This window comes from Acinetobacter sp. ANC 4470 (assembly GCF_002135335.1).
Taxonomy (GTDB): Bacteria; Pseudomonadota; Gammaproteobacteria; order Pseudomonadales; family Moraxellaceae; genus Acinetobacter.
Genome location: NZ_NEGC01000010.1, coordinates 1 through 23440, shown reverse-complemented (window position 1 = coordinate 23440; position 23440 = coordinate 1). Strand labels below are relative to the sequence as shown.

Genomic DNA, 23440 nt, shown 5'->3' with positions numbered 1-23440 from the left:
TGTTTTTAAATATTAATTCTGAAAATCGAAGTAAAAAAGGGATTCCATGTCTGCAGTAATTAAAGGGCAAGAGGTAACCAGACAGGGATTGGCCGATATCTTTGGTGTGTCACTACCAACAATTGATAGTTGGGTTCGTAATGGTTGTCCGTATATTCAGAAAGGTGGTCGTGGGCAAGAATGGAAATTTAATACTGCAGCCGTTTCGAGCTGGTTACGCGAGCGAGACGTTGAAGATGCGACAGGTGGAATACCTGATGATATTGAGTTGCTAAGAGTTCGAAAACAAAAGGCCGAAACCGAGCTGGCTGAATTGGATCTAGCTACTAAAAAAGGTGAAGTAGCTTTAATTGAAGAATTTGAACGTGTGCAAGCAATGGCATTTGCCGCTATACGTGCCAATATTATGAACGTGCCACAACGCGCAGTTTTACAGTTGCTTGGTGAAACCGATGAACGAACATTTAAAGAAAAACTAAAAGCAGAACTTATTTTAGCACTTGAAACTTCGGCAGAAGAAGAGCTGGAGGAGGAAGAGATTGAGTGATTTTTCTATTTTTAGTAATTATGGATCTGTTTTAGATGCTATAAAAAGGTCAATGCACCATCTGGTGCCACCACCGAATATGTTGCCAAGTGACTGGGCTGAAAAAAATATTAAAATCCCTGTGGGTAACGCCATACCCGGTCCAATCAATTTTGATAATGCACCTTATCAACGTGGCATGATTGATGCCATTAAAGAATATGGCGTACGTCGTATTACGTATATGACAGGTGCACAGCTGGGGAAAACCACAATTCAACAATGTGCAACTGGTTACTTTATTGCTCACGAACCCAAATCACAGATATTTGTACAACCGACTCAGGGTGATGTTCAAACCTTCCTTGAAACTAAACTTCGACCAATGATTGAGGCCAATAAATCAATTTCACAAAAGATGGCCAAGCCACGTAGCCGTGATGGTGTAAATAACAGTCGCATGATTTCTTATGTTGGTGGTTGGCTGATGTTTTCGTGGGCTGGTTCTCCAAAAACATTACGCTCACGATCAGCACCTATTACTCATGCAGATGAGATTGATGGCATGGAAGCCACAGCTGAGGGCGATCCAATTGAATTACTCGCTCAGCGTTCAGCAACATTTGGTGATCAGGCATTAAGAACAGAATCCAGTACACCGACCATTGCAGGTGCGAGCCGTGTTGAGAATGCCTTTAAGCAAGGTGATATGCGCCGTTATTATGTACCATGCCCGCATTGCCATGAAGCACAGTTTTTACGTTGGGAAAATGTCACATGGCAGGGCCGTAAATCAACTAATATCCAAGATGCAAAAGAAGACTTAGATCAAGAACATGAAGTTGAAACAGCCTGTTATCGCTGTGAATGCTGCGGTGAAGTGTGGTCGGATGGTGAACGCATTGTTGCAATTCGAAATGCTGAAAAATTAGGGCATGGATGGAAGGCAGAAAAACCATTTAAAGGACATATTAGTTTTCATGCACCAGAGATGCTTTCGACTTTCCGTAAGATGCGCGACATTGTGCAGTCCTATTTAGATAAGTTAGCGCTTGATGACTTGCAGGTATTTGTAAACGTATCGCTGGGTGAAACTTATGAGGAGAATGGAGACAAAGCAGATCCTGAAGTACTGCAGCTTCGCGCCGAAGAATTTACAGCTCAAATACCGAATGCTGGTGTGTATTTAACCTGTGGCATTGATATGCAGATGGATCGGCTTGAGTTGGAAATTGTTGCTTGGGGTGTGGGTGAAGAAAGTTGGTCCATAGATTATCGAGTACTTTGGGGGGATCCACTGGGTGATGATGTTTGGGAAGAACTGGATGATATTTTAGAAGATACGTATATGCATGAGTCGGGTGCTCAACTCAGTATTTCGGCTGCATGTTTGGATACGGGCGGTACCGCTGGTTATACACAACGGGCTTATGAATATGTAAAAAGCCGTAGAAATAGGAAAGTCTTTGCGATTAAAGGTCGTGCCGGTTGGGGAATGCCAATTGTGCAAAGCCCACAGCGTAAACAGTCTGGTAAAGATAAACGTAAAATTGATTTATTTATTGTTGGGGTCGACGAAGCAAAACTTACTGTCATGCGCCGTTTAGATTTGGAAAAGAAAGGACCAGGTTATTGTCACTTTCCACATGACCGGGAAAAGGAGTGGTACCGACAATTAACGGCTGAAAAGTTAATTATTCGTTATATTAAAGGGCAGCCGATTCGTGAATGGCATAAACCAGACCGGGCTCGTAATGAGGCACTCGATTGCCGTGTTTATGCTTTGGCCGCTTTAAAAATTATGCAGCCGAATTTAAAGCGTGTCTCCGAGCGTGTGTCTACAGATATTGATGAACCTAATGTTGAAAAAGAGGTTGATCAAAATACAACGGAAGTTAAAACGATTTTGAAGCGGAAGCCTGTTAAAAAAGAATCTATATCAGCGGTTGTTTCAAAACCCAAAAATACTGTGATTAAGAAGAAAAGAGTTTTTGGGAATAAAAAGTGATTATTTTTTGTTAATATGTAACTTTGTTTCTTTAAAATAATAGGCACGAAATGGCTTTTTTAAATGGGTTATTTACGCTTTTAAGCGTTATATTTTTTATATGTTTAATTGTGGCTTTGATAAAACCAAGTATTTTTAAAATAAAGACTAGGCTGAAAGCATTTCTAATATTCTTTACAGCCATGATTGTTTCATCACTTATTGTTAATGCAACAATGTCAGATGAAGAGCGGGCTCGTATTGAGCAGCAACAGCAAACTGCAAAGGTAGAACGTGAGGCAGAGCCTTCTTCAGGACAACCTGTTCAAGAAGATGCACCAATTGCTGAAGATAAAAAATCTGTTGAACCAACCCCTAAGGTTGAAGAACAAGAAGTCGTGGAGAGTGTTCAGAGTTTAACTCAACCACAGAGCAATGCCGTCAGATCAGCCAACCAATATCTAAACATATCGGGTTTCTCACGTAATGGGTTAATCGACCAACTTTCGTCAAGTGCAGGGGATGGTTATGATAAAGCCGATGCTACGGCTGCTGTAGATAGTTTAAATGTTGATTGGAATGAACAAGCAGCTCGAACTGCTATCCAGTACCTTGAAATGAGTGGGTTTTCTTGCAATGGGTTAATCGACCAACTTTCGTCAAGTGCAGGGGATAAATATACAAGAAGTCAGGCCTCTCATGGAGCAAAACAAGCAGGGGCTTGTTCTTAAACTTCAGAGTATTTCGTAAAAAGCACCTTAGGGTGCTTTTTTACTGTCATTAATAACATCAATAATTTCTTGTTTCATTTTTCTAAGGTGCTCCTCTATGGTGTCAACCTTAAATACATAACCCTTATCTTCATTAAAGGTATGCTCAAGCCTAGAAACAATTTCTTGATTCATTGATCGATTGTTAGCCTTAGCTGTTTCAACTATTTTCTCACGAAACTCTGGTGTAACACGGACTTTGAGTGTAACAACACTGCTTTGATCTTCACTCATAAAACACTGACCAAAATAAAATTAATAATAACCCCATAATGGGGATTGACCAATAACCCCAGAATGGGTACTATATTTTTGTACCCAATATGGGGTCGATGGAGAAGGTTGTGAGAGAAGAAGTTGTATATGTGAAGGGGCGACTTGATAGTAGCCTCCACAAAGAACTTAAGGCGATTGCAAAAGAAGATAAAAGATCAATGGTTTATCTTTTAAATGAAGCGGTCAAATTATTAGTAGAAAAACACAAGAGTGCGAAAGCATGAAATCAACAGACAACAAAAAAGCCCCTGAATCTTGGCGGAGTCGGAGCTTTATTGAGTGTCAAATATTAGGAAATACTATGACTTTAAGTAGTTTACAACAAATAAGCGTACCTTTCTATAATGCTGAATTATATATTATTGAGCATAATGGCCAGCCTTACACCCCAATGAAACCTATTGTTGATGGCATTGGTTTGGACTGGGCATCTCAATTTGTTAAGTTAAAACAGCGGTTTTCTTCAACCATTGTGGAAATCACAATAGTTGCAAATGATGGTAAAGGGCGATTGATGACGTGCTTACCAGTTAAAAAACTATTTGGCTGGCTAATGACAATCAGCCCAAACAAAGTGAAACCTGAACTTCGCGATATAGTAATTAAGTATCAAGAAGAATGTGATGATGTACTTTGGGATTATTGGACTAAAGGTAAAGCAGTTAATCCACGAAAAACCACACCAAAAGATCGTGAAAATCTACGTCATGCGGTATCAAATTTAGTATCACGTGTGAAGATTAATTTTTCAGATGCATACATCATGGTTGGGCAGCGCTTTAATGTGAAGAGCATTGAAGAAATCCCATTGGATCAATTGTGTGATGCTGTTGAATATGTTCATGGTCTAATCCTGACATTTGATAAATTTCAGGATCATGCGCCAGTAGATGTAAATGCTATCCAAAATTGCCATGGTGTATTGCAATACCGCTTGATTGAATACCATAAAGGTTTGGAATCAGAGGTTAAGCGTTTAGGCGGTAAAATGCCTGAATACCCAACATTCAACCCTGAAGATGTCGCGCAAGCATTAATGTCACGAATCCTCCAAGGTAAACAAATGATGCTTCAGTTGCATTATCAGGGTGGATTTTCACTTGAGCTTGTGCCGAAAGATGCTGTAATGGTGGATGCTAATAATATTCCTGAGTTGGTGAATCGACACGACTTGGTGAGCAAGGAGCAATTACCTTTGATTGTGCAAAATGCAATGGATCGACTGGTTAAGTAAAAGAAATCTGATGGAACCGCCTTATTAGGCGGTTTTTTTACAATTGTGAATAATGAAAAAAACCACTTAAAAAATGATGATAAAACCAAGAAAAAGCGCATTTTTGGTTAAAAAAATATATGAGTGGTCAATTGTTTCCCAGCCAAATCAAAGCAGGTACGACGTTTAGATTCAATCTGAATTTAACTGCATACCCTGCATCTGATTGGACAATTTATGCATATTTACGTGGTGTAAGTGCAATTGATCTGCAGTCTACAGCGCAGGGAAATATGCATGTATTCAACGTACCTGCAAATATCACAAAAGACTATAACGCTGGGCATTATGGTTTTTCACTTCGTGCAGTAAATTCTAGCAACGGTGAGGTTGAGGAACTTGAATCAGGCACAGTTGAGATTAAAGCTGATCTCGCGTCAATTTCAGAAAAAGCCGATCTAAGAAGCCATGCGCAAAAAACCTTAACGGCATTAGAAGCGGTCATTGAAGGTCGTGCCAGTCTAGACCAAGAGCGTTACCGGATTAATAACCGTGAGCTGTACCGCACGCCAATAGAGACGCTAATTAAATTGCGTAATCAATATCGTGCAGAGGTTAGCCGTGAACAGGCAAAAGCATCAGGTAAAAGTCTTTTTGGTCGAGTTGTACGGGTTAAATTGGGGTAATCGCTTGTGATGGAACTTTTTAAACGCCAAATTGCTGAAGTACCAAATGTCACGCAGATGCATCAAGTGAAAGATGAGTCAGTGGTAAAAAGAGGGAGTCGGGTTTTTCGCAATGCTGTTCGTTGGTTTAAAGCAGGTGTAAGCGACCGCCTAACTTCCGCTTGGCCATCTACACCATTACCAGCTGATTTAATCGTAGAGCGATATCAACGAACCTTAGTTGCACGCAGTCGGGAGCAATGTGCCAATAATGATTATGGACGTAATTATTTACGCTTAACTCATCAAAATATTGTTGGTCCTCAGGGCGTGATGCTTCAGGCTCAGATCCGTAATGCACAGGGGAAATTAGACAATAAACTTTGCGATGCGGTGGAACAAGAATGGTCAAATTGGAATAAGAAACATCACTGCGATATTCAGGGTAAAAAGTCCTGGCGTTCAATTCAACGTTCTTGTGTGATTTCGGCAGCCAAAGATGGCGAATTCTTCGTAAGGATTATTCGTGGTGCAGATGCAGGGAAATATGGATTTGCACTGCAAATGATTGATGCGCAACGTTGCCCAATTATGTATAGCGCAAAACTCTCAGGTGGTCGCTTTATCCGTCAAGGCATTGAATTTAACCAATTTGGGCGTCCGATCGCTTACTACTTCGATAGTGATTCAGAAGAAGAAAAGCAATATCGCGTTGGCTCTGGGAACTATATTCGTGTACCTGCAGAACAAGTCATTCATGGCTATTTAGAAGACATTGTAGGGCAAAAGCGAGGCATGCCATGGACGGCCACTAGTCTATTTCGCATGAAGCAACTTTCAGAGTTTGAAGATTCAGCGATTGTGAATGCCCGTATATCTGCCAACAAAATGGGTTTCATTCAGTGGAAAGAGGGTCATGGCCCTAAGTTTGAAGATGATGATGAAATTCAAATTGAATCGCAAGCGGGCGAGTTCCCAGTGTTACCTGAAGGGGCAGAACTCAAAGAGTGGTCTCCTAATTACCCAACGGGTGAATTCCTACCTTTTCATAAAGCAATGTTGCGCTCAATGGCAGCAGGAATGGGTGTGCTTTATAACAACTTAGCTTCAGACCTTGAGGGCGTAAATTTCTCCAGTATTCGCCAAGGAACTTTAGATGAGCGCGAGCACTGGAAAGAGCTCCAGCAATGGTTGATTGAAGCTTTAGTTGAGCCTGTTTATTACGCATGGCTGGAATACGCCTTGCTCAAAGGCCAAATCAAGAAAGGTAATGTGCCGCTAAAAGCAGTGGATATAGAACGCTATACGCAAGTCACTTGGCAGCCACGCCGTTGGGCTTGGATTGATCCATCTGCCGATGTCACTGCAGCAGAAAAGTCGAAGAACAACATGCTGACTTCTGCAGGAGCCATTATTCGTGAACAGGGTAAAGATCCGCAAACCGTATGGGCTGAGATTGCACGCGATACTCGTACCATGATTGATGAAATGGTGGCACAGGGTATCAGTAAAGAAATAGCGGAAGAAATGGTTTTGGCAAGTATGGGTAAAAAGCAAGCTGGCGCAGTAGGGCGACCAAAAGAGGGCATGTAATGAAATTTTTGAAAACTGATCTAGCAATAGCTTTAACTGGTATGACGTTCACGCGAGATACTTCTCAAACAAAGCCATTACCTGATTTTAATAAAGACAAATTAGTTCGTAACTATGTCGTTGATGACTTCAAAGTGGACATAGAAAAACGGACAGTCGAGCTTTCGTTTTCAAGTGAAACGGAAGTAGGGCGTTGGTTTGGTGTTGAAGTTTTGGATCATAGCCAAGGTGCGATTGATTTTTCGCGCTTGAACACCCGTGCGCCGTTTTTAATGGATCATAACTCCCGTGATCAGGTGGGGGTGGTTGAAAGTGCATGGTTGGATCATTCCCAGCGTAAAGGTCGTGCTTTAGTCCGTCTGAGTAAGTCCGCGCGTGGTGAGGAAATCCTACAAGATATTGATGATCTGATTCGTACCAATATCAGTGTGGGTTACACCATTAAAAAGGCCATCTTAAAAGAACAGCGCGAGCATGATGATGTTTATTTGATTACCGAATGGCAGCCGTATGAAATTTCGTGCGTGTCTATTCCTGCGGATACCAATGTGGGCGTGGGGCGTTCCGCAATTGTGAATAATGAAAACAATGCATCAAATTCGCAAAATGAAAACATCAGCAATATTCAAATTCCGCATCAGCAGAGAAAACAGACTATGAATTGGGATTACTTTACAGATAAAGATGGCAACCAAGTCCGTCAACGCCTCAATGATAAAGGTGAGCGTCATGGCGACATTGAAATGGTACGTGCAGTAAATGACACCGCAGAACGTGGCGCAGAAGCAGAACGTAAACGTGTCAGTGAATTGATGCAATTAGGTGAGCGATTTGGCGCGGGTGATTTGGTACGCCAGTACATTGATGAAAATAAATCATCAGCAGAGTTACAAAATGCAATTCTAGAGCGTGTGCATGGCAATCAGGGCAAACCTATTACTGAACAGCCTAAAAGCAATAATGCCAATATCGGTCTTACGGGGGATGAAGCACGTTCATTCAGTTTAATGCGTGCGGTACGTGCAATGTTGCCGAATGCAACTCTAGCAGATCGTGAGGCAGCAGCATTTGAATTGGAGTGTTCAGAAGCGGCACAAAAGGCCTATGGTCGTTCAGCTCAAGGGATCTTAGTACCTGCAGATGTACTCAGTCGAGTGTTTGAAGTGGGTACTTCTCAAAATGGTGCAACCTTGGTTGGGACAGACCACCGAGCAGATATGTTCATTGAAATGCTACGTAATCGTTCAACCATTATGAACTTAGGCTTCATTATGGATGGATTGGTAGGTGATGCAGAAATTCCAAAGCAAACAGGTGGTGCAACTGCTTATTGGCTTGGTGAAGAAGAGGAAGTGCTGGGATCTAGCCCTGCAACAGGTCAGTTAAAACTAAGCCCTAAAACGGTGGGTGGTCGTGTAGAGATCAGCCGTAAGCTCATGCAGCAAAGTTCGCCAGCTGCAGAACAACTGGTTTGGAATGATTTAAACCGTGCCTTGGCTTTGAAAATTGATAAAGCAGCTTATTACGGTACTGGTGGGGATAATCAGCCACTTGGTTTGAAGAATATCTCTGGCGTGAACGCGGTGAGCTTTGCAGCAGTGAATCCGAACTTTGCTGAAATGGTGGCTATGGAATCTGAAATTGCTTCAGACAATGCCGATATTGATCGTATGTCTTATGTGATTAATGCCGTTATGCGTGGTCATTTTAAAACAGCACCAAGAATGGGCGCTGGCACAGAAAGCACGATTTGGGAACCAGGGAATACTGTGAATGGTTATCGAACTGAGGTGACCAATCAAATTGAAGCGGGTGATGTGTTCTTTGGTAACTTCGCAGATTTGATCATTGCAATGTGGGGTGGCTTGGATATCACTATTGATCCGTACTCTTTAAGCTCCAAAGGTGGTTTACGCATTGTGGGCTTCCAAGATGTGGATTTTGTTTTGCGTAACACTGAGTCCATTTGCTACGGCAAGAAAACCGTCTAATTGATCAGCCACTGCGGTGGCTTCCCACTCTATTTTTGTGAGCACATATTCATGAAAACAACCGTTTTAATTGCTTTAACTTCTGCCGTCGTGATTGATGGTGAAATTCGTAAAAAAGGTGACGAGGTCGAAGTCTCGCACGCATTGGCACAAGATCTGTTACGCCGTGGCCGTGGCACTTTGGTAGAGGGAGATGCTGAAGATCAAGAAATTGATTTGGCCACTTTAACTAAAGCACAGCTCATTGAGTTTGCATTGCGTGAATATGAACTTGAGCTTGAAGCTTCGCTCACCAAAGATAAATTGATTGAAGCGATTCAAGCTGCTGCAGAAGCCGAGTAAAGCCTATGCCAAGTTGGGAAAATTTGGATGTGTTTCTTCAAACCGATTTGGTTGGTGGATTTGCCATAACAGCCACTTTACAGTTTGAGGATGGGTCAGAGGATAAATCCATTGTGGGTATATTTGATGAACCGTATCTAAACGCCCAGCTTGGTGAATATGAGGTTGATGGTGCTCAACCTCGTTTTACCTGTAAATCTGTAGATGTTTTAGATGTAAAACGGGGTGATTTTTTGCTGCTCAAAGATGGTCGTAAATTTTATGTCATGACCTATCCGCAGCAAGATGGCACAGGTATGTCGATACTAAAAATTGAAATTAACGAATGATTTCACTTGATATTGGTGCACAAGGCATTGAGGCCATCATTACAGAGTTAGAACCTACTGAAAAGCAGGTAAACGCAGCATTGAGTCGAACTTTAAACCGAATGGCCAAGTGGGTGCAAACCAGAACGGTTAAAGGTTTAAGTTCTGAATTGCAGGTGATGCAAAAGGTTATGCGTAGAAGAATGCGAAAAACAAGCATTCAGAAAATAAGTACAGGTTGGACGATCAAGCTTTGGTATGGACTGAATGGAATTTCCTTAATTCACTTAAATGCCAGAGAAACCAAAAAAGGGGTAACTGCAGGAAAGCATAAAAGAGACGGTGCTTTTATTGCAAAAGGGCAAGTGTTTAAGCGATCTGGAAGAGGGCGCTTGCCGATTGAAAAACAAACACTCGAAATTAAAGGAAAAGCTGATTCGTATCTAGAAGACCAAGCGTTTTCAAATGGGTATCAAGAGCAATTTTTCAAAACTTTGGAGCATGAGTTGAAATGGCAGATGCGATAGTAGGTGTGGATTTAGATCAATTACATGATGTGATTGAGGCAAAATTTAAAGCGCAATTTCCAGTTTTTCAATTGGTTCAGTTTTATCGTGATGAAGAAGAGCGTAAAGCGCCAACAGCAAAAGAATTACCAGCACTACTCCTTGAACTCACCAGTTTTGATATTGATGAACAAGGTGATATGGGCACAGAGCAACTGCCTTTAATTGCCCGATTTGAAGCACGAATAATTGATACGTTTAATCAGCGTAGAGCCAAGATTAATGTCCGAAAACTGGCGGCAGGCGTTGCCTTCTATATTTTCAAGAATAAGCACTTTACCCGCCTTGGGAAATTTGGTGTTGGAAGTAGTTCAGTGGGAGAGATTTCAGAAGATGGATTTTTTCCTGAGCTGGATCGTTTTGAAGTATGGCGCGTGGACTTCTCTACTCAAATTATAGTGGGTGAAAGTGTATGGGCTGAATCTGGTAAAACGCCTGTTCCAGTCTTTAGTTACGCGCCTGAAATTGGATTAGGACATGAAGATAAATATCAAGAGCTTCATTTGAATCAGGAGGTGCCATGAGTTATGCACTGGCACAAATGGATAGAATCCTAGCGAACTTAATCCGTTTTGGTCGAATTTATGCTGTTGACTTGGATGCAGGGACAGCAACTGTTGATTTTGATGGTGAGCTTGTTTCTGATCTTGAGTGGGCTAAAAGTCGAGCGGGTGAGGATCGTTCATGGAATGGTGGTTATTCCAAAGGTGAGCAAGTTGTAGTGCTCTCGCCATCGGGTGATTTGTCTCAAGGTGTGATTGCTTTTTCTTTATCTCAAACCGCATTCCCTAATGCAGGTACCACTGAAAATCCAAAGCATATTTATGCTGATGGCACGGTGGTTGAGTATGACAAAGTCAGCCATACATTAAATATTGATTTATCTAGCAGTGGTGGAAAAGTTTTTATTAAAGGTGGTTTAGTTGTAAATGGTGAAGCTGAATTTAACGGTCCAGATGTAAAGCACAAAGGGAAAAGTATTGGAGTGGGTCATACGCATAACCGTACACAACCTGGTAATGGAGACAGCGGGGAGGTGAATTAATGGGAATGAATGCGTTAAATGGAAGATATCTAACAGGACTTGATCATTTAAAACAATCCATAGCCGATATTTTAAATACACCAATCGGTTCACGCGTAATGCGCCGTGATTATGGTTCTAAGTTATTTTCTCTAATTGATGCGCCACTAAATCGAGGCACATTGGTAGATATTTATGCGGCTACTGCTGAGGCATTAATGAAGTGGGAAGATCGTTTGGTCGTCAGTGCCGTTGATATAACCAGTGCACAACTTGGTCAGATCACTTTAAAAATCACAGGTAAATATGTTTTAGATGGCAAAACCGTTCAGTTAGACGGAATAGTGGTGAGCGCATGAGTACAGTTGATTTTTCTCAATTACCACCGCCAAGCCTGATTAGCGAATTAAGCTTCGAGGTGCTTTTTGCACAAAGAAAAGAAAGCTTTATAGCACTGCATGAATCAGATAAGCAGGCTGAAATTCGTGAAACACTTAAGCGTGAATCAGAACCGGTGACTAAGTTGCTTCAAGAAAATGCATATTTAGAAATGCTGTATGTGGCCAAATGTAATGCAGATGCACGCTCACTTTTACTGGCTTATGCTGAAAAATCAGATTTGGATCATTTGGCACTAACAGAGTATGGATTAGTCCGACTTTTAGTCACGCCTGCAGATAATAGTGCTATTCCACCGATTGACGCAGTCTATGAGTCAGATGAGCGCTTGAGAGAACGCTGCTTATTATCTTTTGACGGTATGAATACTGCTGGATCTGCAAATGCATATCGTTATTTTGCATTAAGTGCAGATGGTCGTGTTGATGGGATTAAAGTTCGTTCAGATGAGGCCAATCCATATTTACTCGATATTGTGATTACGCAGGTTGATAGCATAAATGGCGAAGCATCCGCAGAATTGGTCTCGGCTGTTCAAAAGGCTTTAGATCCTGATCATGTAAGGCCAGTCTGTGATAGACCGATGGTTAAATCTAGTGTGGCGACAAACTATCAAATTGAAGCCCAACTATATGTTGGTAAAAATGCAGAAGATATATTACTGCTTGAAGCCGCAAATTTGCGTTTAGATAAATACATTAAAAATGCACAAAAGAACGGGGAAAGTATTTATAGGTCAGCAATTTATGCTGCTTTGCATGTGGGTGGTATTCAGCGTGTAGTCATTACTTCGCCAGAAAATGATTTGGTTATGGATAGTTATCATCACCCAGTTTGTATTGCTAAAACGATCGCTATTGGAGGGGTTGAATGAATAGTCTTTTACCACCAAATTCGACACTGCTAGAACGAAACCTGACAGAAGTCGGCAAGGCTGCTTTTGAACTGCCTTCAATTCGTACCATTAAAGATATTGACCATGTGCCGGCTCAATTCTTGCCGTTTATTGCTTATCAAAAATCCGTGGATTACTGGGATGAAAATTGGCAAGACGCTCTAAAACGCAAGGTTATTAAAACATCAAAAGAACAACACAAAATAAAAGGTACAGCAGCTGCAATCAAACGTGCATTAGAACCCTTTGGCTATGAGGTCAAACTCATTGAATGGTTTAAAGCTGAACCGAATCTTACACCGGGTACGTTCAATCTTGAACTTGATTTGATTGGTAAATCATTAAGCCAGGAAGTGTTTAACGAAGTAAACCGGTTAGTTTCCGATGCCAAGTCAGCAGCGAGACATTTGGGTAATTTAACGATTACTTCTAATCCTATTCTTACTATTCACAATATTTTAGTTCATCAAACTGCGAATACATTCTGCAGTCTTCCTAGAGATTAAATATGGCAGATTACTATAACGTCACAACAAATACCGGTGATGCAGAAATTGCTGCAGCGATTGCATCAAATACCAAACTGGCCATTACTCATATCGCATTTGGCGATGGAAACGGTGCTGTACCAACGCCATCGAAAACGCGAACAACTTTAGTACGTGAAGTACATCGTCAAGAAGTCACCAAGTATGAACGTCATCCGACTAATGCCAATTGGATTGTGATTGAGACCATTATTCCATCCAATATAGGTGGGTTTTGGGTCCGTGAAATGGGGATTATTGCCAATGGAAAACTAATTTCTCATGGCTCACACGCTCCTTTTGAAAAAGTTGCCGATCCGACAGGTGTAAGTGAATACCGACTTAAATTTACCCAAAATGTCCGTGATGGGAATGTTGTCGAAATTTCGTTAGATGAATCACTCATCTATGCGAGTCAGGCTTGGGTGGATGAAAATTATATTCGTCGAAATGAATTGGTCGACAACCTCACCACCAACGATGCAACCAAGCCACTATCAGCAAAGCAAGCTAAGGTTTTACAAGACAATAAACTTGATAAAATTGCCAATTCAGTTGGCTTACAGATTCTTGAAGATAGGACTTTAAAACCAACTGAACTCTCTCAAGCAGTACAGGCATTTTTTGGAACATATAATTCTGACAATGGCGTAAATTTCTGTGACTTCTTAACCATTAACGGTTGGAGTGAGCCTTCTGGTGGGGGAAAAAATGCTCTCGTTTTTCATAAACAAGCACATGCGATATATCATTTTCAAGCTGATTATAACGATGAAACTTGGACAAGAAAAAAACAACTTGCATACACAGATTCAAATATCACGGGTAATGCAAACACAGCAACTCAACTAAAAACACCTCGATTAATCAATGGTGTTTCTTTTGATGGCAGTGTAAATATTACCATTCAGCCAAAAGCGAAAGTTGTTCCCGAAGATGCAGATCTTAATGACTATCAAAGTGAAGGATTTTTTGAATGTAATTCATATGCAGTCGCACCAACAATAGCAAATAATATTTCTGGTATGCCATTTTCTTTGCTCGTTGAAAGAGGCGCAGGAATTAAGCAAACGCTAAGTGAGTATATGACATCGAGCACATGGGTTCGTTGGTGTCGCGATAGTGGATCTCTATGGACAGCGTGGACAAAAATTGCTGGCGCAGGAACGGCAGTTACTTATGCAGAAAAATTAAAAACACCGCGACAAATTAATGGTGTTAATTTCGATGCTACACAAGATATTAGTATTGAAGCGCCACTACGTACACTTGAAACAATTACAACTGTAGAGCAACTCGCTTTAGCTGTTCTAGATGGTAAATACGCTGTTGTTGAATTAGGTATTGCAGGGCTTTGGGGTTATGGGTTTTTAGTTGTACTCAGAAGTGGTGGTGTTTGTCATCAAGTCTACTATCCACATGAAGCTTTAGGTGTAAATAATGCCACGATGGCTATGCGCCAAACGCAGAACATGAATGGAAATAGCGCAACATGGTCTGAATGGCGTGTGATCGGGACACGGGATGATTCTAAATTACCACTTTCAGGTGGAACACTGACTGGCCCTCTAGTAACTAAAGAGCTTACTGTATCAGCAACATTGGGCGATTTAGGGACAGGATCAACAGCAGCTATTCGTACACCTACATTAAATGTAGGTGCTTCTTTTGGCTATGTTCCATTCATGCATGGTTCTGTGCAGTCATCGAGGGGGTTCCGCACTAATGTATCTTTAGGTATCTATAGACCAGAAGATGATTGGAACAACTCTGGTGGGTATATTGCTGTTGGTGGTCTTGATGCATCACCAACAGAAGCATTTTTGTTTTTGAACGGTCGTAAAATTACGAATACTGCTGGTGCTATTGAACTTGCAGGTAATGCTGCCACAGCTACCAAGTTACAAACAGCTAGAAAAATTTTTGGTCAAACTTTTGATGGTGCAAATGATGTTGGGGGTACAATAACTGTATCAGACGGCATAATAAAATCTGATGAACATCACTATATTGATCTCGGACGATATGCCATAGATAGAATTAATTTTTCTGTACCTGGTGCTATTTTTAATTTTATGAGTTCCTCTAGCGGTGAAATTGTTGCTCGTATTACATCAAATGGGATTGATTGCAATGCAGCAACTGCATCAAAACTTGCAACTGCACGTAAAATCAACGGTATAGATTTTGATGGTACAACAGATATTGAAGTTATTGATGATGCACTTCAATACATGCCAATTACATACCCAAAAAGCACCCCGCCAACTGGCTATTTAGCAATGATGGGGCAGGCTATTTCACAATCAGTATATCCAAAACTTTACACATTATATGGCCCAAGCCTTCCTGATTTACGAGCTTACTCAATTCGTGGCTTAGATTATGGGCGTGGCATTGATACAGATCGAATAATCTTGAGTGAGCAACAAGATGATATTAAGAGCCATACTCATACTTATTTTAGAGACAATATAGGCGGGTGGTATGCATCTGCTGGCGGCTCGGGTGGCGGGGAAGATCTCAACACTAGTGCAACAGGCGGAGCGGAAACTCGTGTTAAAAACATTGCATTTTTATATATTGTTAAAGCGGGTTAATTATTATGTTTTCAGAAGAAACAAAAAAAGTTGTCGTATATTCTTATGACAATCAGGGTGTTTATCAGCATTCATTTGAATATTTATGGGTTGTTGGGACAGGCTTAGCACCTAACAGCACACTAAATAAACCACCAAATGATAAACAGGGTTTTGCGTGTGTATGGGTTGATGAGAAATGGGAGTACAAAGAAAATCACATAGGTAAGACTATTTATTCAATTGCGGATAAAACTGCAAAAGTAGTAAAAAATATTGGAAAAATTGAGAAAGGCTATACTTTATTAGCTCCAAGTCAATTTGACACATGGAGCGGCACCGTCTGGGAAGATACACGAACAGAGCAAGAAAAGCTTGAATATAAACGCTCTCAATATCAAAAATTGACACGTTATCAATTTTTACGTTGTCTGTTAGAAAATGGATACAAGGCAAGTGCTATTGAGGCTCAAATTCTAACAATTGAAGATGAGTTTACACGCGAGCTAACATTACTCGGCTTCAAAGAAGCGACTAATTTCATACGCAATGATGAAAGTATAATTGCAATGCAATCAATTTTAAATCTTAGTGATGAACAAGTGGATCAAATGTGGGAACAAGCGCTGATACAATAGTGCAATAGTGAATAATGAAAAGTACTGAATAAATCGCAAAAATGAACCAAAATCTTAAACTGAGATTGTGGTTCATGAGCGATATTTTTTTACATGGGATTCAAAACGTCACGGTAGATGGTGGTTCGCGTCCCATTACTACAGTTCGAAGTTCGACCATTGGAATCATTGGGTCTGCGCCAAATGCTGATCCTCTAATTTTCCCATTAAATAAACCTGTGCTGATTGCAGGCTCTCGACTTGAGGCAGCCAAATTAGGCGAGACTGGTACTTTACCTCAAGCCATTGATTCTATTTTTGATCAAATTGGTGCTGTATTGGTGGTAGTGCGTATTGATGAGGGGGAAACAGAGGCTGCGACGTTGGCTAATGTTTTGGGGGGCGTAGATGCAAATACGGGTACTTATGAAGGTGTACATGCTTTTTTAGCCGCAGAGAACGTTGTTGGCTTCGTTCCTAAGATTTTAATTGCACCAGGTTTTACACATACGCGCACTGCAGCAGTTGATCAAACCCCTGCAACATCAAATCCTGTAGTTGCAGAGCTTTCGGGCATTGCTGAACGATTAAAAGCCGTCATTATTGCTGATGGCCCCAACACCAATGATGCTGATGTAATTGCATATTCAAAAGACTTTGGATCTAAGCGTGTTTTCTTGGTTGATCCTAAAGTTTTAAAAACAGTTGAAGGTGAAACAGCTTCAGAATGGTCTAGTGCCTGTGTTGCTGGTCTTCTGGCTAAATCTGATAATGACCGTGGTTGGTGGTGGTCACCGTCGAATCAAGAAATTAACGGTATTATCGGCACATCACGAGCAATTGATTTTGCAATGGGTGATGCTAATTGTCGTGCAAATTTACTTAATGAAAACAACGTCGCAACGATTATTCGTCAAAATGGTTATCGTCTTTGGGGTAACCGTACACTTTCAAGTGATAAAAAATGGGCATTCCTGTGCGTTGTTCGTACAGCAGACATGATTGATGAATCTCTAAAAGCTGCGCATTTATGGGCTGTCGACCGTGGTATTACCAAGACATATGTCTCTGATGTGATTGAAGGCGTGAATGCATATTTACGCTATTTAACCAACATTGGTGCGATCTTAGGTGGTTCTTGCTGGGCAGATCCTGAACTAAATACAGCGGATCAGATTGCACAAGGGAAAGTATATTTTGATTTTGACTTTACACCTGTGTATCCAGCAGAGCACATCATTTTCCGTTCTCACTTAGTCAACGACTATATCAAAGAGATTTTTTCTTAAGGAGCATTTGAAATGGGTGTAGCACAAGATATTCGTAAGAATTTCAATCTCTTTGTTGATGGTAGGGGGTACGCAGGGAATACCGACGAAGCTAATATGCCAGAACTGGCACTTCAAACTGAAGAGTATCGTGCCGGTGGTATGGATGCGCCAATTGATATCACGATGGGGATGGAAAAGCTAACAGCAGATTTCACCTTAAATTCACACAGTAAAGACGTGTTGTCTCTTTTTGGGATTAAAGAAGGTAGTACCACATCATTTACTGTACGTGAAGCTATGGAATCATTTGACGGTACAGTAACGCCCGTCGTGCATAACCTCACAGGGAAAATTGTGAAAATTGGTCAAGGCACGTCAAAAGCAGGTGAAGCACCAAAAGATAAATATGATTTATCTCTGACTTATTACAAGCAAACGATTGGCGGCACTGTTGTTCATGAAATTGATGTGATCAACATGGTTCGTATTATTAATGGCACAGATGTATTAGCAGATATTCGCTCAGCGTTAGGAATGTAAAATGACGACTAAAAAAGACTATGTTCTAGAAAAAGCAGGCATGAATCAGATCACATTGAGCCGTGCTTATGGTGGCATAGGTGAGATCAGTATGCGTGAACCAACAGTGCAAGACTTACTCTCTGCTGAACTACAGGCAAAGGGTAAATCAGATGCTGAGCAGGAAATCACGATGTTTGCAAATCTGTGTGAAATTGCACCGGACTTTATTAAAAGTTTAGGCTTAAAGGACTATAAACGTATCCAAGAGGCATACCGACTTTTTACAGAATAAGTGCAATCGACATTCGCCAGTATGTGCTTGCACTATCATCTTTTTCATCATGGCCACTTTCTGAAGTTGAGAAATTACCAATTTCAAGATTGTTGTGGTGGTGCGACGGATTACCAAGAGAAACCGCTTAAATGCGGTTTTTCTTTGCATAAGTGAATAATGAATAAAATGTAGTAAAAATAAAAAATGGCACATAGGTTTAAGTGTGTCTGATGCAATGTCAAATAAAAAGCTAAATGCAATTATCACAATTGGAGGTGAAGTCGCAGGTTCTCTGCGAACAGCCATTGGTAGTACGACTACTCAATTAGGAAAAATTGGCTCTGAAATTAAAAGGGTCAAAAAGAATCAATCCATGCTGGGTGAATCGATCCGTACCTTTGGTAGTATGGGAAAAAATGTCGATAATTTACGTGCACGTTATTCAAGTGTGACTGATGAATTAAACCGACTGACCAAAGCGCAAGAAAAGTTAAATCGGGTTGAAGAATTAAGACAAAAGAATGCTTCAGTAAGGAGTGCTGCTGGAACCGTGTTGGGTGGAACGGTTGCGGCTGGTGTGGCCATGGTCGTGCCTGTCAAATTAGCGATTGATTTTGAAAGTTCAATGGCTGATGTTAAAAAAGTATTTAGTGGGACAGATTCGCAATTTAAAGCAATCAATACAGAAATTCTTAAAATGTCCACGACATTACCAATGGCTGCAAAAGATATCGCAACAATTGTTGCTTCTGGTGCACAGTCGGGTATTGCAGTGGGCGAATTAACCAAGTTTGCTGAAACTGCTGTAAAAATGGGCGTAGCATTTGACATTGGTGCCGAAGAATCAGGCCAAGCAATGGCAGAGATGCGCACCGCATTTAAAATGTCTCAAGTGGAGGTTACTTCACTTGCAGATAAGATTAACTTCCTAGGGAATAATACACCTGCCGCAGCAAAAGGCATCATGGAAATTGTGCAGCGTATTGGCCCATTGGGTGAGGTGGGTGGTTTTGCATCAGGCTCTATTGCAGCACTTGGTGCTACTATCCGTGGTATGGGTGTTGCAGAAGAAGTGGCAGCAACAGGTATCAAAAATATGATGCTTGCCTTAGTCGCAGGCGAATCAGCAACGAAAAGCCAAAAAGCTGCCTATAAGGATCTTGGGTTGGATTCGGAAAAAGTGGCTAAAGATATGCAGGTCAATGCCGAAGCAACTACATTAAATGTATTAAAACAGGTTTCTACTTTAGATAAATACAAACAGGGTGCCATATTAAAAGATCTTTTTGGCTCTGAGTCTCTTGGTTCGATAGCGCCATTGCTCACCAACATGGAAGCGTTGGAGAAAAATTTAAATGGGGTATCTCAAGCAAATAAAAAGGCATGGGGCGGTTCTATGCAGGCCGAGTATGAAGCACGAGCAAATACAACCGCAAACAAGCTTCAATTGCTAAAAAATAATGCCGTTGGCTTAGGAATTACGATAGGAACTGTGTTATTGCCTGTCGTGTCATCAGTGGCAGAAAGTATGTCTCGCGTTATTGGATCAGTAACCGGTTGGGCGCAAGCAAACCCACAGTTGGCTTCTACACTTACTAAAGTGGCGGTGGGTGCAGTTGCAGTCGTTGGTGGTATTGCAGCAGTGGCTCTGGGTGTGACAACAATTATTGGGCCAATTGCGCTAGCAATAAGTAGTTTTTCTGTTCTAGGTAGTAGTTCGGGTGTGGCAATCGCTATGCTTGGAAAAATGATTGCTCCAATCAAGATGATTGGTACTGTATTTGGATTTGTTGGAAAAGCGATGTTAGCTAATCCAATGATTCTAGCAATTACAGCAATTACAGCAATTGTTGCAGTGGTGGCAGGTGCAGCATATCTGATTTATAAAAATTGGGAGCCGATCAAAGCGTTTTTTTCGGATTTGTGGAGTAGTGTTCAGTCTACTATTGGTTCAGCTTGGGGTGGTATTAAATCGACATTGTCAGGTGCTTGGGATGGTATTAAGAGGGTATTTGACACTGGTGTTAATTTCATTAAAAGTGTTATTAAAAGTATAGATGAAGTATTTGCAAACAATCCAATTTTGAATTTATTAGTTCCTATTATTGGTATACCTCGATTAATTATCGCCAACTGGTCTACTATTTCATCTTTCTTTAGTCAGTTATGGGCGACGATCTCAAGCTATTTTATGGCTGGGGTAAATACAATTAAAACTTATTTCGTGAATGGTTTTAATGCTGTTTACGGTGTGGTTAGTACGGTATGGACTTCAATTACCTCTTTTATTGGATATGCATTTACAACTATATCTGGTGTGATTAGTGCTGGAATGACTGCGATCGGCTCATTTATGTCTAGTGCGTGGGTGGGGATCAAAAGTATTGTTTCTACTGTATGGACAGGTCTTTGTACTCTATTTTTGACTATCACACCTCTTGGCTACATTGTACAAAATTTTGATGCTATTAAATTGTTTCTGTCGAACTTGGCAGGTAGCTTCATGGCAATTGGAAAAAACATTATTGATGGTCTGATTTCAGGGATCCTGTCGGGTTTTGAAAAATTAAAAAGTGTTTGGAAAAGCATTAATAGCTATATGCCCGACTTTATGAAAAAGAAGATGGATATTCACTCACCGTCACGAGTTATGGCAGGCCTAGGGGGATTTATTGTTGATGGTATTGGCGTTGGTATGGAGAAGCGTACGCCTGCTTTAAGACAGCAATTTGGTGGTGTGTTGAATTCATTTAACCAAGCACCGCCTGCGCCAAGTTTAAAATCTGCCGCTATTCAGCCTAATAGCGCGAGAGCTTCGGGTGGCGGTGATGGTAGCAGTGGATTAGCTCCGAACGTAACTATCACGATTCATGCTGCACAAGGGCAGAGCGCAGATGAAATTGCCAACATAGTGATGCAGAAGTTGAATAGAGTAAAAGGTGTTGCCCAACGTGGCTCAATGATAGATGCGGGGTATAGTCAATAATGGATGGTCAGATCTACGGCACATTTTTAACCATGATGCGACTCGGCTCATACAAGTTCTGCATTTATACCGCGGCTTACCAAGAGTTAAATCGAACCACAAATTATAAATGGGGTGAACAAGCGGTATTTGGTGATTGGGATAATTTACAGTTTTTAGGCCCGGGAGAAGATACTCAGTCTTTAACGGGTGTGGTTTATCCTGAGTTTAAGGGCGGCACCGGGCAGATTGATGAACTTCGCGCCTTAGCCACGACTGGTGTTCCTCAATTATTGATCAGCGGAACAGGAAAAATTTTGGGCTATTGGGTGATTAATAGCATTACCGAAGGTCAAACCAAGTTTGCTGCATTTGGCGTGCCACGCCGTCAAGAATTCACGATTAATATGCGTAAATATTCTGATAGTGCAGGGCGATTGGGTCTGCTCTCTACAATTCTAAATGCGGTAGCAATGTAATATGGCTCAATACCTCACTAAAGCTGGCGATATGCTCGATGAAATCGCATATCGATATTATGGAAACACCAATAATAAAGTTGTTGAGCGAATTCTAGATGTGAATTTTGGATTATCTCAATATGAGGCGTTATTGCCCGCTGGTGTGCTCATTGAATTACCAGAAGTAAAACAGACCACTGAAACGCGTAAGGTGAAACTATGGGATTAATACCATGCTTTTCTGTTATTGCGAATGGTGCGGATATCACAACACTTATTGCAGACCTCTATGAGTCGGTTTCGGTCACAGATGGTACAGGCTATGAGTCAGATACTTGTGAAATTTCGCTTATAGATGACCCAATCAGACCAATTGAGTTACCTAAAAAAGGTGCTGAATTAAGAATCTCTATGGGCTATGACTATGAAATGACGGATATGGGGTTATTTATCGTCAGTGAAATATCATTATCTGGTCCACCTGAAAAAATGGTGATTCGCGGTCGTGCTGTGCCACAACTTACCAGTAAAAGCGGAATGACGTCGTTATCTTCACAAAAAACACGGTCATGGTCAAAAGGTACGACTATCTCTGCTGTAGTCACGAAGATTGCGAGAGAACATGGTCTTGATCCTATTGTGAGTAGTTCCGTATCTGATTTAAAACTTCCACATTTTGATCAGTCTGACGAGTCTGATCTGAACTTTTTAATGCGCGTAGCAAAAAGATACGATGTGGTGTGTAAACCTGCAGGTGGCAAGTTATTATTCGTTAAGCGTGGTGAAATTGAGTTGCCAAGTTTAACTTTAGCAAAACAGCAGGTCAGTGATTGGGAAATGACATCGAGCACAAGCGATAGTGCAGGTACTGTTATTGCCTATTGGCATGATAAAAAGGGTGCTAAAAAGCATGAGGTGAAAGTTGGTGAGGGAGAGCCAGTCAAAAGACTAAGGCACATTTATCAAGATGCTAAAAGTGCACAATCAGCAGCTCAAGCATCATTAGATCAATCACTCCGTAGTGAGGAGCGACTAAGTTTAAACTTACCAGGTAATCCTGAAATTTCTGCCGAGAAACCCCTTACTCTTGTGGGATTTAGGGAGGGTATTGCAGGGGATTGGATTATTGAGCAAGCCACGCATAGCATTGATAAGTCTGTTGGATTTAAGAGTAGTATCGAGGCAGTGAAAAGTTTGAGTGATGTATAGCCAAGTTTTTTGATTTATTGCGACACCTAGTTTTTAGCTAAAAATACTTCGGGGAATGACTCATTAAGTAGCTAATTTTTATAGGTTTAGTTTATTGCTTTTAAGACTTAATTCATGCGCTTAAAAACCTATGTTTTTTATAGTTATCATAAGTTTATGTAGGGTTAGACCTTCATTTTGACATCGTAGAGGTCAGCAGTTCGAGTCTGCTTATACCTACCAAAATTCGTTGATTAATCAACACAATAAAGCCCACTCATTGTAGTGGGCTTTTTGTTAGGGGTATTTTCGGGCTATTTTCGGGGAATTAAATAGTTTTCTAATGTGGATAAGCTTTAATTTAAATTTAAAAATAATGCTTTATCTATAGCTGATTTTCTCAGGTTTAGGCGCTTCATGACCTTCAATATAGTGATCAGTCATTTTCACAGTTGCATGGCCCGCTAAAGCTTGTGCATAT

Annotated in this window: 26 protein-coding genes; 25 read left to right on the top strand and 1 reads right to left on the bottom strand. The window is 41.0% G+C overall.

The features are described from left to right. Positions 1-46: 46 nt before the first annotated feature. The 3 genes from B9T25_RS13005 to B9T25_RS12995 are packed head-to-tail and all read left to right on the top strand — an operon-like array spanning position 47 to position 3244. Complete coding sequence (locus B9T25_RS13005) at positions 47-547, top strand: terminase small subunit (RefSeq protein ID WP_086188836.1); 501 nt, start codon at positions 47-49, stop codon at positions 545-547. Continuing rightward, complete coding sequence (locus B9T25_RS13000; protein ID WP_213032999.1) at positions 540-2534, top strand: phage terminase large subunit family protein; 1995 nt, start codon at positions 540-542, stop codon at positions 2532-2534. Before B9T25_RS13005 ends, B9T25_RS13000 begins: the two co-directional genes overlap by 8 nt. A gap of 50 nt (positions 2535-2584) precedes the next feature. Next, positions 2585-3244, top strand: a complete 660-nt coding sequence (locus tag B9T25_RS12995; RefSeq protein WP_228146885.1) for an Ltp family lipoprotein — start codon at positions 2585-2587, stop codon at positions 3242-3244. A 27-nt stretch (positions 3245-3271) separates the two neighbouring features. Here B9T25_RS12995 and B9T25_RS12990 read toward each other — a convergent pair whose 3' ends face one another. Beyond that, positions 3272-3517: an Arc family DNA-binding protein gene (locus B9T25_RS12990; RefSeq protein ID WP_086188834.1), complete on the bottom strand. Its 246-nt coding sequence runs from the start codon at positions 3515-3517 to the stop codon at positions 3272-3274. 110 nt (positions 3518-3627) lie between these two features. On the opposite strand from B9T25_RS12990, the gene B9T25_RS14585 reads away from it, so the two are divergent. From B9T25_RS14585 to B9T25_RS12885, 22 genes are all read left to right on the top strand, one after another. After that, positions 3628-3783: a hypothetical protein gene (locus B9T25_RS14585; protein ID WP_171262791.1), complete on the top strand. Its 156-nt coding sequence runs from the start codon at positions 3628-3630 to the stop codon at positions 3781-3783. Positions 3784-3860: 77 nt separating this feature from the next. Beyond that, positions 3861-4793, top strand: coding sequence for a phage antirepressor N-terminal domain-containing protein (locus B9T25_RS14715; RefSeq protein WP_228146884.1), 933 nt, complete (start codon positions 3861-3863; stop codon positions 4791-4793). Positions 4794-4912: 119 nt separating this feature from the next. Beyond that, positions 4913-5458: a hypothetical protein gene (locus B9T25_RS12980; RefSeq protein ID WP_086188833.1), complete on the top strand. Its 546-nt coding sequence runs from the start codon at positions 4913-4915 to the stop codon at positions 5456-5458. Positions 5459-5467: 9 nt separating this feature from the next. Further along, positions 5468-7030, top strand: coding sequence for a phage portal protein (locus tag B9T25_RS12975; protein ID WP_086188832.1), 1563 nt, complete (start codon positions 5468-5470; stop codon positions 7028-7030). Beyond that, positions 7030-9021 carry a phage major capsid protein gene (locus B9T25_RS12970; RefSeq protein WP_086188831.1) on the top strand — a complete coding sequence of 664 codons (1992 nt, stop codon included), beginning with the start codon at positions 7030-7032 and terminating at the stop codon, positions 9019-9021. The genes B9T25_RS12975 and B9T25_RS12970 overlap by 1 nt, the downstream gene beginning before the upstream one ends. 51 nt (positions 9022-9072) lie before the next feature. Then, positions 9073-9363, top strand: a complete 291-nt coding sequence (locus tag B9T25_RS12965; RefSeq protein ID WP_086188830.1) for a hypothetical protein — start codon at positions 9073-9075, stop codon at positions 9361-9363. A gap of 29 nt (positions 9364-9392) precedes the next feature. Then, positions 9393-9692 (top strand): head-tail joining protein, encoded by a 300-nt coding sequence (locus B9T25_RS12960; protein WP_213032998.1) that lies wholly within the window; start codon positions 9393-9395, stop codon positions 9690-9692. Further along, on the top strand, positions 9689-10198 hold the full coding sequence (locus B9T25_RS12955; protein WP_086188828.1) for a phage tail protein: 510 nt from the start codon (positions 9689-9691) through the stop codon (positions 10196-10198). The genes B9T25_RS12960 and B9T25_RS12955 overlap by 4 nt, the downstream gene beginning before the upstream one ends. Further along, the gene (locus tag B9T25_RS12950; RefSeq protein WP_086188827.1) at positions 10183-10761 is read left to right on the top strand and encodes a hypothetical protein; all 579 of its coding nucleotides are present in this window, start codon (positions 10183-10185) and stop codon (positions 10759-10761) included. The genes B9T25_RS12955 and B9T25_RS12950 overlap by 16 nt, the downstream gene beginning before the upstream one ends. Next, positions 10758-11282 (top strand): phage baseplate assembly protein V, encoded by a 525-nt coding sequence (locus B9T25_RS12945; RefSeq protein WP_086188826.1) that lies wholly within the window; start codon positions 10758-10760, stop codon positions 11280-11282. The genes B9T25_RS12950 and B9T25_RS12945 overlap by 4 nt, the downstream gene beginning before the upstream one ends. Positions 11283-11287: 5 nt before the next feature. After that, positions 11288-11620 (top strand): GPW/gp25 family protein, encoded by a 333-nt coding sequence (locus B9T25_RS12940; protein ID WP_228146883.1) that lies wholly within the window; start codon positions 11288-11290, stop codon positions 11618-11620. Further along, a complete protein-coding gene (locus tag B9T25_RS12935; protein WP_086188824.1) occupies positions 11617-12534 on the top strand; it encodes a baseplate assembly protein in 918 nt (305 codons plus the stop codon). Before B9T25_RS12940 ends, B9T25_RS12935 begins: the two co-directional genes overlap by 4 nt. After that, a complete protein-coding gene (locus B9T25_RS12930) occupies positions 12531-13061 on the top strand; it encodes a phage tail protein I (RefSeq protein WP_086188823.1) in 531 nt (176 codons plus the stop codon). The genes B9T25_RS12935 and B9T25_RS12930 overlap by 4 nt, the downstream gene beginning before the upstream one ends. A gap of 2 nt (positions 13062-13063) precedes the next feature. Next, the gene (locus tag B9T25_RS14600) at positions 13064-15682 is read left to right on the top strand and encodes a phage tail protein (RefSeq protein ID WP_086188822.1); all 2619 of its coding nucleotides are present in this window, start codon (positions 13064-13066) and stop codon (positions 15680-15682) included. 5 nt (positions 15683-15687) lie between these two features. Further along, positions 15688-16299 (top strand): hypothetical protein, encoded by a 612-nt coding sequence (locus B9T25_RS12920; protein ID WP_086188821.1) that lies wholly within the window; start codon positions 15688-15690, stop codon positions 16297-16299. Between the two features lie 74 nt (positions 16300-16373). After that, entirely contained in the window at positions 16374-17567 is a 1194-nt protein-coding gene (locus tag B9T25_RS12915; protein WP_086188820.1) for a phage tail sheath C-terminal domain-containing protein, read from the top strand. A gap of 12 nt (positions 17568-17579) precedes the next feature. Next, positions 17580-18089: a phage major tail tube protein gene (locus B9T25_RS12910; protein ID WP_086188819.1), complete on the top strand. Its 510-nt coding sequence runs from the start codon at positions 17580-17582 to the stop codon at positions 18087-18089. Position 18090: 1 nt separating this feature from the next. Further along, positions 18091-18363: a phage tail assembly protein gene (locus B9T25_RS12905; RefSeq protein ID WP_086188818.1), complete on the top strand. Its 273-nt coding sequence runs from the start codon at positions 18091-18093 to the stop codon at positions 18361-18363. 205 nt (positions 18364-18568) lie between these two features. Continuing rightward, a complete protein-coding gene (locus B9T25_RS14710) occupies positions 18569-21331 on the top strand; it encodes a phage tail tape measure protein (RefSeq protein WP_416202366.1) in 2763 nt (920 codons plus the stop codon). Continuing rightward, the gene (locus tag B9T25_RS12895) at positions 21331-21789 is read left to right on the top strand and encodes a phage tail protein (RefSeq protein ID WP_086188817.1); all 459 of its coding nucleotides are present in this window, start codon (positions 21331-21333) and stop codon (positions 21787-21789) included. The genes B9T25_RS14710 and B9T25_RS12895 overlap by 1 nt, the downstream gene beginning before the upstream one ends. A gap of 1 nt (position 21790) precedes the next feature. Further along, entirely contained in the window at positions 21791-22000 is a 210-nt protein-coding gene (locus B9T25_RS12890) for a tail protein X (protein ID WP_086188816.1), read from the top strand. Further along, positions 21991-22980: a phage late control D family protein gene (locus B9T25_RS12885; RefSeq protein ID WP_086188815.1), complete on the top strand. Its 990-nt coding sequence runs from the start codon at positions 21991-21993 to the stop codon at positions 22978-22980. Before B9T25_RS12890 ends, B9T25_RS12885 begins: the two co-directional genes overlap by 10 nt. Positions 22981-23440: the final 460 nt, after the last annotated feature.